The sequence below is a fragment of the Companilactobacillus halodurans genome, from assembly GCF_009600995.1.
In the GTDB taxonomy this organism is placed as follows: Bacteria; Bacillota; Bacilli; order Lactobacillales; family Lactobacillaceae; genus Companilactobacillus; species Companilactobacillus halodurans.
The window spans coordinates 1-7156 of record NZ_VDFO01000067.1 but is presented as its reverse complement, the minus strand read 5'-3'; the positions used below and the strand labels follow the sequence as shown (position 1 = coordinate 7156).

The 7156-nt window shown below is 35.1% G+C and carries 5 protein-coding genes; 3 read left to right on the top strand and 2 right to left on the bottom strand.

Annotation, left to right across the window (positions count from 1 at the left end; all coding sequences use genetic code 11):
- The first annotated feature begins 243 nt into the window (after window positions 1-243).
- Complete coding sequence (locus FHL05_RS12075) at window positions 244-2946, top strand: glycoside hydrolase family 65 protein (RefSeq protein WP_153522822.1); 2703 nt, start codon at window positions 244-246, stop codon at window positions 2944-2946.
- Window positions 2947-3152: 206 nt separating this feature from the next.
- On the top strand, window positions 3153-3962 hold the full coding sequence (locus FHL05_RS12070) for a Cof-type HAD-IIB family hydrolase (RefSeq protein ID WP_153522820.1): 810 nt from the start codon (window positions 3153-3155) through the stop codon (window positions 3960-3962).
- A 59-nt stretch (window positions 3963-4021) separates the two neighbouring features.
- Here the strand turns inward: FHL05_RS12070 and FHL05_RS12065 are convergent, their stop codons facing one another.
- Window positions 4022-5356, bottom strand: a complete 1335-nt coding sequence (locus FHL05_RS12065) for a dihydrolipoyl dehydrogenase family protein (RefSeq protein WP_153522818.1) — start codon at window positions 5354-5356, stop codon at window positions 4022-4024.
- Between the two features lie 270 nt (window positions 5357-5626).
- Here FHL05_RS12065 and FHL05_RS12060 point away from each other — a divergent pair, with 270 nt between their 5' ends.
- Window positions 5627-6994: an MATE family efflux transporter gene (locus FHL05_RS12060; RefSeq protein ID WP_153522816.1), complete on the top strand. Its 1368-nt coding sequence runs from the start codon at window positions 5627-5629 to the stop codon at window positions 6992-6994.
- A 66-nt stretch (window positions 6995-7060) separates the two neighbouring features.
- Here FHL05_RS12060 and FHL05_RS12905 read toward each other — a convergent pair.
- On the bottom strand, window positions 7061-7156 hold a 96-nt coding region (locus tag FHL05_RS12905), incomplete at its 5' end, for an IS3 family transposase (protein ID WP_153384755.1).

Genomic DNA, 7156 nt, shown 5'->3' with positions numbered 1-7156 from the left:
AATGGTAAAGATCCATAATTGAGGCCTGAAATTCGGCTGAAAATTTTTGAGTCATAGATAAGTTCTCCTTATTAATTTCACAATTTTAACATAGAGACCGTGTCCGGAATATCAGACTAACACCAATATTTTCTTATAAAAAACATATTAAAGAGCTAAAATAAGAGTGTATAATACTATGTGTATATATATGTTTAAACATATATATATTTCATATTTTGTAATTTTACGGAGGAATTAATCATGAAACCACTATTTCTAAGTATCGCTGCTGACCAAATTTCATATGATAACAATGAAAATTTCACAGATAGAAAAAGTTATACATTTAATTCTGAATTAGAACTCAAAGAAAATCTCGAGTTATTTAAGAAACAAATACATAACTCAATCGATGCAATTGTGATTACCAGTCAAGGTGAATCACAGTTAAAAGAAAATATTTTTAACTATCAAAATAAAAAAGTCGATTTTGCGAATGCTCTAGAAAATGTTTTCCATGTTCCAGTCATTAATAATATAGAAGAAACTGAAAATGAAGATTTAACCGAATTGGTTGAAAAAGAAACAAAATATTCAGCCTGGCATTTAGATTATTACGGACTCGACCACGGTAAACGTCAATATGGACAAGAATCGATGCAAACTATTGGAAATGGGTATTTTGGTTTAAGAGGTACTTACCTTGAAGCAAAAGCTGATGACGATAATTATCCAGGGACATACGTAGCTGGTGTCTTTAATCAATTAGGAACGCCTATTAATGGAAGAAACATCATCAATGAAGATTTGGTTAATTTACCAAACGCTCAATATGTCACCTTCAAAATTGATGATGGCGAATATTTCAAAATCGATGAGAATTTAATCAAAGAATCACTTCGCTCATTAGATATGAAAACTGGCGTCTTGACTATTACACAACTGATTGAATTAGCTGATGGCAAAAAGCTAAAAGTCATCGAAAAAAAAGTTGCTGACTTGAATAATTTCCACGACTATTACTTACAATACTCAATTCAACCTCTTAACTTCTCAGGAAAAATTAAGATTCTAACTGAAATTGATGCAACTGTCACCAATACGAATGTCGAAAGATATCGCAATTTAGCAAATAAGCATTTGGCAACTGATGAAATAAAAAATGACAATAAAACTCAATTATTATTTGCTCACACAAATCAATCAAATATCAAAATAGGCATTAAAGCTGCTATTGATTATCAAAATATCAATAATCCTAGTTACGCTGTCGACAACGGGCCAGAAGTTGCTAGTCAAACTATTGAATTCGACGGCAAAGAAGGACAAATCTACACGTTTGAAAAAGCAGTAGCAATCTTTACTTCATTAGAAACTCAAAAAAATCTTCCCGAAATAATTCAAAAACACCAGTTCCAGCCAGATTTTGAAACTGCTGAGAATTCAGCTCAACTTGCTTGGAAAGACATTTGGAAAAAAGAAAATATCGTAGTCGCAGGTGATATTACGGCTCAAAAATTATTGCACCTGAATAGTTATAGCATGACTTGTGCCGCTCAAACTAAGGCTAATGAAAACCTTGATGTTTCCATTGGTTCTCGTGGTTTAACTGGTGAAGGTTATCGTGGTCATATTTTCTGGGACGAACTTTTCGACATGAATTTTTATGTTTTGCATTCACCAAAATTAGTCAAGGCCCTCTTGATGTATCGTTATAATCGCTTGGGAGCAGCGATGGATTATGCTTCAGATGACGATTTCCAAGGAGCAATGTATCCTTGGCAAAGCGGTATGTACGGCGATGAACAATCTCAAGAAGTTCACCTTAATCCAATCACTAACAAGTGGGATCCAGATAATTCTCGTAAGCAACGTCACGTTTCATTAGCAGTTGCCTATAATGTTTTGACTTACTATAACATCAGCCAAGATGAAGAATTCATGCAAGAATTTGGCCTCGAAATATTATTGAATATTGCCAAACTTTGGATCAGCATGGCTCAACTTGATGAAAATACTGGTCGTTACAGTATCAAAAATGTCATGGGACCAGATGAATTCCACGAAGGTTATCCCGGAAAAGACAATGAAGGATTAAAGAACAACGCATATACGAACATTATGGTCAGTTGGCTCTTTAAAAAATTAGCACAATTATTAAAAGATCAACCTAGCGATGTGGCCTCCGAAAACTTGCAACGTTCCCGTTTCACTTCTCAAGATGTTGAAAAACTCGATGACATCAGACAAAATTTGAAACTCGATTTCAAGGATGATATCTTAGGACAATTTGAAGGTTACTTTGATTTGAAACGACTCGACTTTGAAAAATATCGTCAACAATATGGCAATATTTCTCGGATGGATCGAATTTTGAAAGCACATAATGATTCACCTGATAATTACCAAGTCGCCAAACAAGCTGATACTTTGATGGCACTCTTTAATCTTCGCGAAGAAGACTTCTTCCAAATCATGGATGACTTAGGCTATCCAGTTAAGAATACTGATAAATTTATGAACGACAATATCAAGTATTACATTGAAAGAACAACTCATGGCTCAACTCTTTCAAGAATCGTTTACTCAATGCTGCTGTCAAGAATCGACGACGACAAAACAGCTTGGAAACTCTTTTATGAAGCCTTAACTAGTGATTACTACGATATTCAAGGTGGAACAACAGCTGAAGGCATCCACTTAGGAGTTATGGGCGCTACTTTAAGCGTTGTCACTTCCGTTTTCGCTGGTGTCGATACTAGAGGCGATACTTTAGAAATCAATCCTAATGTTCCTGAACAATGGGAAGAAATTGATTTTAATATCAACTTTAAAGGTGCTAATATTGCCTTCCAAATCACGCAAGACACTGCTACTATTCGTTCTGATAAAGATTTGGATGTTAAATACACAGATAAGAATCTGCCTTTGACTGCTAATCAAGAAATCGAATTAACTTATTAAAATTATCATTTAAGAATCGAAAAAAAATTTGAATCATAATTATTTTCGCTTCTTAAACTTGCTACATAAACGCGGAACATAATATGGCTTTTTAATCGAAAGCTATATTATGTTCCGTTTCTTTTTGTATTTTTGCTTAAAAAACATAATGTCTTGAATAATTTGATACAATTATCTTAATTAACAAATTTTGAGGGAGTTTTTATATGATCAAATTGATTGCAGTCGATATTGACGATACTTTACTAAGTTCCTATCACCAAATTACTTTAGGTACAAAGAAAGCGCTTAATAAAGCTTTAGATTCTGGTATCAAAGTAGTTCTTTGTTCTGGACGGCCCCTAGCTGGAGTTAGTCGTTATTTAGACCAATTAGGAATTTCCGGCGACGAACAATATGTTATTACTAATAATGGAGCTTTAGTCGAGACTGTTTCTGGAAAAATAATGTCCCGTAGCACTTTAAATAATGCTGAATATAGAGAACTGGCTGACTTTGCCACAAGTCATAGGATGCCTTATTACGTTCTAGATAACGACAGCAACGTCTATACTTCCAACCAAGATATCAATCGTATGGTCGTCAAGCAAGCTTGGGAAAATCAAGCGGGAATTTTTGTTCGCACGCCGGATCAATTACCAGCCGATTTTGAAATCACAAAGGCTGCTATCATTGGTGAAAAATCCGATTTAGATAAATATGAACCTACTGTTAATAAAGTTTTAGCAGAAAAATTTTATGTTGTTCGAGCCGGCGATAATTTCATTGAAATAATGCATCAAAACGTCAACAAAGGAAAAGGTCTCAAACAACTTTCACAAGCACTCAATATTAATTCTGATGAAGTTATGGCTTTCGGTGATGAAAAAAACGATTTACCAATGCTCGATTTTGCTAAACATGCCATTGCAATGGGAAACGGCTCTGATTTAGCTAAATCTCATGCTAATTATGTCACGGACACTAATGATAATGATGGTATTGCTAAAGCTTTAAATAAATTGGTCTTTAACTAAAAAAGTCTTCGTAATCTCAATCGGATTACGAAGACTTTTTAAAACCTTATGATTCAAAATTAAACCCGGCTCCAAGCGTCAAAGCCAATCGTTGGGAATAGTCCAACAATGCTTTCCACTTGGTCTCGATTCAATTTCAATTGAATAGCTGGTAGCAGTGCATTAATAACATCTTGTGCTTGGTCGCTGACTTCTGTTACGCCAACTAAATGGCCATCTGGATCATGAATTTGAATACTCTTAGCAAGAGTTTCCTTATCGACTCCATAATACCAATTCTTACTTTGATCTAATTCAGTGATTTGATAACCCTTTTCTTTAGCTTCTTCAACGCTAATACCTGCTTTGGCAATTCGAGGCGATGTGAAGACAACTGATGGAATAACTGGAAATTCAATTGCAGCATCTGTCTTGCCTGAGAATAATTTCATTAAATATAATGATTCAAAAGCTGCTGCAGGAGTAACTTTTGGTTGGTCGCTAGAAATAACGTCCCCTGAAGCATAAATATTTATGATATTAGTTTGAAGATGGTCATTAACAAAAATTCCGCTCTTATCATATTTAACGCCAATTTTTTCCAAGCCTAAACTATCGAGATTAGGAATCCTTCCGGTAGCATCAAGGATCCAATCAGTCGTAAGCGTTTGTGAATCGCCATAGTTTACGGTAAATGTATCATCTTTTCTCTCAAATGATTGAACATTGGCATTCTTGACGAAAGTGACGCCACGTTTTTTCAAATCAGCAATAATATCTTCGACGTATGGTTGATAGAATTTGCGTAAAGCTTTGTCAGAATGCAATAAGACCGTAACTTTAGCCCCTACTTCTGAAGCAATCGTGGCAAATTCCATACCAATGTAACCAGAACCTACAATAACAACACGTGCTGGCATTTTTTTCAAATTCATAAACTCTTCACTGTCATGAGCCAAATCACTCCCTGGAATATCCAAGCGATGAGGCTTTAATCCAGTTGAAATAACGATTTTATCAGCAATTACTTCTTTAGTACCATCGACAACTACGGTATGGTCATCCTTAAATTGAGCATGGCCTTTAATAATAGTGGCACCATTGCTCTCTAGTCCTCCACCTAGCATATCTGGTAAAGGATCAATAATTTCTTGTTTGTGTTCGACGTTTTTAGTCCAATTAATTGATAGATTGCCATCAAAAATGTTTCCTAAACGTTTAGCCTCACGACTAATTTTAACCGGTTCATCCAAAGTAATCTTGGCGTTACAACCACGGTTTGGACAAGTTCCTCCAATCAATCCACTTTCGATTACACCAACTGAAACTCCACTAGCTGCCAGTGGAATTGCTCCATCAAAAGTACCGTGTCCTGCTCCAATGTATAAAACATCAAAATCATATTTTGTAGACATCCAAACACCTCGTAATAATTTATTTTGTACATTTAACATAGCCTATTTACAGCATTTTAACAAAAATTTTGATTACATTTTTAAACTAATTTTTCAATATTTTGTTAAATAATTACTATTTTTTGATTTGTTAAATTTACCTACTCCATAATTTGGGTCGTTTCATAATTGCTAAATAGTATTGTTAGACCTTTTAAAGAGCTCCACAGTAACTAATGAATTCAAAAATGCTAGAATAGCCTTAATCTTAATGAGGGGGAATTTAGTCATATGATAGATTTAACACGTGGAAAACCAATGAAAGTCATATTTCTCTATACAATTCCTTTACTTTTAGGAAATTTCTTCCAACAATTCTATAGTTTCATCGATACGTTAATCGTTGGAAAAACTATCAGCGTCAACGCCTTAGCTAGCGTCGGTGCTACTGGAGGATTGACCGGATTAGTAATTGGTTTTGCTCAAGGAATGACTAGTGGTTTAACCATCTTAACAGCCCGAAAGCATGGTGCTCATGACGAAGAAGGCGTTCGTCAAAGCTTTGCTTCAGGAATCATAATTTCATTATTTATTGCAGTCATATTCACAGCCCTAGCTTTAATCTTTGCCTACCCACTTCTAGTCGTTATGCAGACTCCAAAAGTTTTGATTCATGACGCATTTATCTTCTTGGAAATTATCTTTGCTGGGATTTTTTCCTTTGTCGGTTTCGATTTTTTGGGTAATACGATGCGTGCTTTAGGAGATTCTCGAGTTCCATTGTTTTTCTTGATCGTCAGCACTATTTTAAATATCGCTTTAGAACTAGTCTTCATTCTTTATTTACAAATGGGAGTTGCTGGTGCCGGTTTGGCAACAATCGTTGCTCAGACAATAACTTTTGTCGTTTTATACTTCTACATTAGAAGACATATTCCTTATTTAATTTTAGGCTTCGGCGATTTTCATATCGATAAAAAAGAAATTAAAGAATTGCTTTCAATCAGTTTACCAATGGGTTTTCAATCTTCAATCATTGCCATTGGTTCAATCATATTACAAGTTATGTTAAATACTTTGGGTGCCAACGCTGTGGCAGCTTACACAGTTGCTGGAAGAGTCGAGCAAATCGCTACTTTACCTGCTGCTAGTTTTGGCTTAGCTTTGGTAAACTATACAGCTCAAAATTTAGGTGGCAAAAAATTCGAACGGCTCCTACAAGGTGTTAAAGACGGAATCGTTATTTCAGTTGGTTCCAGTTTAGTTATTGGTGCCTTGTTGATTTTGTTTGGACGTCCCATCTCGCATCTCTTCATGAATGGTAGCCAAACACATGTCTTGAATTTAGTTCAAATCTATTACTACTTTAATGGTTCCACTTACTTTATCCTCTCGATTCTCTTTATCGTCAGATATACCTTACAAGGTTTGGGAAATCAAAAAGCCCCTACTATTGCCGGTATTGCTGAACTCTTGATGAGAGTCTTTGCCGGAATCGTTTTAATCCACTTCTTCGGATTTTACGGTGCTGCTTTAGCTAACCCACTTGCTTGGGCAGGATCCGTTGCTGTTTTGGTAAGTACTTGGAAATTTGAAATTAAAAAGATTCGTAATTTAAAGAATGTTTTAGATCATGGTGAAGAAATTGATGAAATATAAAATTATATAAAAATAAATGGTGACGGTAATCTTCTTTGAAGTGAACCCCATTAATTGGAGTTTATTTTAGGCAATCAGTTGGTCGGAAAGATTCCGGTATTCTACCGGTGTCTTTCCGGCCAATTTTGTCCTTATCCTTTTGTTGTTATAGTAATATACATA

What these genes read in the sequence shown, in the direction of transcription:
- FHL05_RS12075 (WP_153522822.1), top strand. Translation starts at nt 244, where the DNA reads ATGAAACCACTATTTCTAAGTATCGCTGCTGACCAAATTTCATATGAT.
- FHL05_RS12070 (WP_153522820.1), top strand. Translation starts at nt 3,153, where the DNA reads ATGATCAAATTGATTGCAGTCGATATTGACGATACTTTACTAAGTTCC.
- FHL05_RS12065 (WP_153522818.1), bottom strand. Translation starts at nt 5,356, where the DNA reads ATGTCTACAAAATATGATTTTGATGTTTTATACATTGGAGCAGGACAC.
- FHL05_RS12060 (WP_153522816.1), top strand. Translation starts at nt 5,627, where the DNA reads ATGATAGATTTAACACGTGGAAAACCAATGAAAGTCATATTTCTCTAT.